This is a genomic window from Bradyrhizobium sp. Leo170 (assembly GCF_004296405.1).
In the GTDB taxonomy this organism is placed as follows: domain Bacteria; phylum Pseudomonadota; class Alphaproteobacteria; order Rhizobiales; family Xanthobacteraceae; genus Bradyrhizobium.
Map to the genome: position 1 here is coordinate 1 of NZ_PSRR01000625.1, position 2,264 is coordinate 2,264.

The window sequence follows — 2,264 nt, forward strand, 5'->3', positions numbered from 1 at the left end:
GCTTTTTCGTGCGCATGATGAAAGGGCGACCTCTCAGTTTGGCGAGTACATCCTGACGTATAGGAGTGCCGTGAGTGCCACGGCGAGAACCTGAGCGGCGGGCGTGCCCCGGCAGTTGGCGCCGCTCGGACCCGACCTGAATCTGGTCAAGGAAGGCCCGTATGGGTGCGCCCCACTTCCTGATGAAGCACCTACGGAACGTCGCCGCCGAGATGGCGTCGCAATGTCCTCGCCTACAACCTGACACGGGTGATGAACATCGTCGACAAGCCGACCCTGATTGCAGCCATCCGCGCCACCTGAAGGCCGGAAAGTGCATCCAAAAAGCGCAGCGTCCCCTAGAACCACCTTGGCCGGCTATTGGACGATCCGACGCGAAAACATCGGCGGCCTGCGCCGATTGTCGACCACGGCGGCTTCCGAGCTATCCGTTTCCGCACAACCAAGCCCCGAAGCGCAGTATCCATCCGGTGAAGGCCCTAGGCCACCATCATTCCGTTTCACGTAACAAAGCTGCTGACATGACCCTGTCAGCAGCCGGCGACTACGCTGCGGGCCGCGGGAGGCGATGGATGGCTTATAGGCTGCACTGCGTCGGCGCTTCGGGCAATTCGTTCAAAGTCGCATTATTTCTTAATTGTGCGGGGCTCGACTGGGAGCCGATCGGTGTCGATTTCGCTGGCGGCCAGACTCGTGACCCTGCTTGGCGTACCGCAATGAACGGAATGGGTGAAGTTCCGGTTCTCGAGTTTGACGGTAGACGGATGAGCCAGTCGGGGGCGATCCTAACATGGCTCGCGGAGACTCACGGCATGTTCTGCCCTGTTGGCGCGGAGGAAAAGTTTGAGACCTTGCGCTGGCTGCTGTTCGACAACCACAAATTTACGGGCAACTTTGCAGCGCACCGGATTCTCCAGTCAATGATGCCGGAGCCCGCGCATCCAACTGTGCTTGCCTATATGAGATCGAGGGTCGAAGGCGCTTTCTCGATCGTTGACAAACATCTTGCTAATCGCAGCTTCATGCTGGGCGACCGCCCGACTATTGTGGATTTTTCTTTGGCTGGATACGTATACTATCCCACAGAGGAGACTGGCTTCGATATTGCTGCGGCGTTTCCCGCACTCAACAAATGGCGCGAGCGCGTGGCGTCGTTACCAGGGTGGAAGCTGCCGTATGAACTGATGCCGGTGGGCAACTCGCTGCCTGTGCGGCGCTGAACGATCAAATGGATCATGCAGCCGCTAATGTGGCACCTCGCACTTTCCAATTCCAAGGCAGCAGTTCGTTGATGCGCTTGGCGGGATGATCCGGTAGGCGCGCCAGCACGTCGGCAAGCCAAGCCTGCGGGTCGACGTCATTGAGCTTGGCGGTGGCGATGAGGGTGTAGATCGCAGCCGCACGCCGGCCGCCCTCGTCGGACCCGGCGAAGGTCCAATTTTTTCGTCCCACGGCGACCGCCCGTAGCTCACGCTCGGCAGCATTGTTCGACATGCAAAGCCGTCCGTCATCAAGGAAGCGGCTAAATGCATCCCAGCGGCTGAGGCAGTAATTGATCGCCTTGGTCGTGTCGTTGTTCCTGGAGAGCTTGGCGCGCTGCTCGCGCAACCACGCCTCCAGCTCGACGATCAGGGGGCGGCTACGCTCCTGGCGCACACGCAAACGCTCCTGCGCAGCAAGACCGTTGATCTCGCGCTCGATGGCGAACAGAACATCGACGCGCTTGACCGCCTCGGCTGCGATCGGCGCCTTGCTGAGCCGCGCCAGATCAAAGAACTTGCGCCTGCCGTGCGCCCAGCACGCGGCCTCGATGATCGGGCCGCCCTTGCGATTGGCCTCGTAGAGCCTGCCAAAGCCGGCGTAGGCGTCAGCCTGCATCAGTCCGGCGTAGCCCGCCAGATGCTGTTCCGGATGCGCACCGCCACGATCGGGTGAGTAGAAGAACACGGCCGCTGGCGGATCTGGGCCGGCAAACGGGCGGTCGTCGCGCACGTAGGTCCAGAGCCGGCCGGTGCGGGTCTTGCCCTTGGCCTGGACCGGCACCGTGGTGTCATCCGCGTGGATGCGCTCGGCTGCGAAGACGAGGCTCCGGATTGCGTCGACCAAAGGCATCAGGGTTGCCGCGGCGGCATCGACCCAGTCCGCGAGCGTCGATACGTCGAGGTCGATGCCTTCACGCTGGTAGACGTCGCTCTGACGATGAAGCGGTAGGTGCAGGCCGTACTTGGCAAACAGGACATGGGCCAGCAGCTGGGGCCCTGCAC

The 2,264-nt window shown here is 61.7% G+C and carries 2 protein-coding genes; one reads left to right on the plus strand and one right to left on the minus strand.

From position 1 onward, the window contains the following. Nucleotides 1–572 precede the first annotated feature (572 nt). Entirely contained in the window at nt 573–1,220 is a 648-nt protein-coding gene (locus tag CWO89_RS43285; RefSeq protein WP_130584282.1) for a glutathione S-transferase family protein, read from the plus strand. 13 nt (nt 1,221–1,233) lie between these two features. Here the strand turns inward: CWO89_RS43285 and tnpC are convergent. Then, on the minus strand, nt 1,234–2,264 hold a 1,031-nt coding region (gene tnpC, locus CWO89_RS43290; RefSeq protein ID WP_130584283.1), incomplete at its 5' end, for an IS66 family transposase.

Bases quoted from the DNA above. Each gene is read 5' to 3' on its own strand.
- CWO89_RS43285 (WP_130584282.1), top strand. From the start codon at position 573: ATGGCTTATAGGCTGCACTGCGTCGGCGCTTCGGGCAATTCGTTCAAA.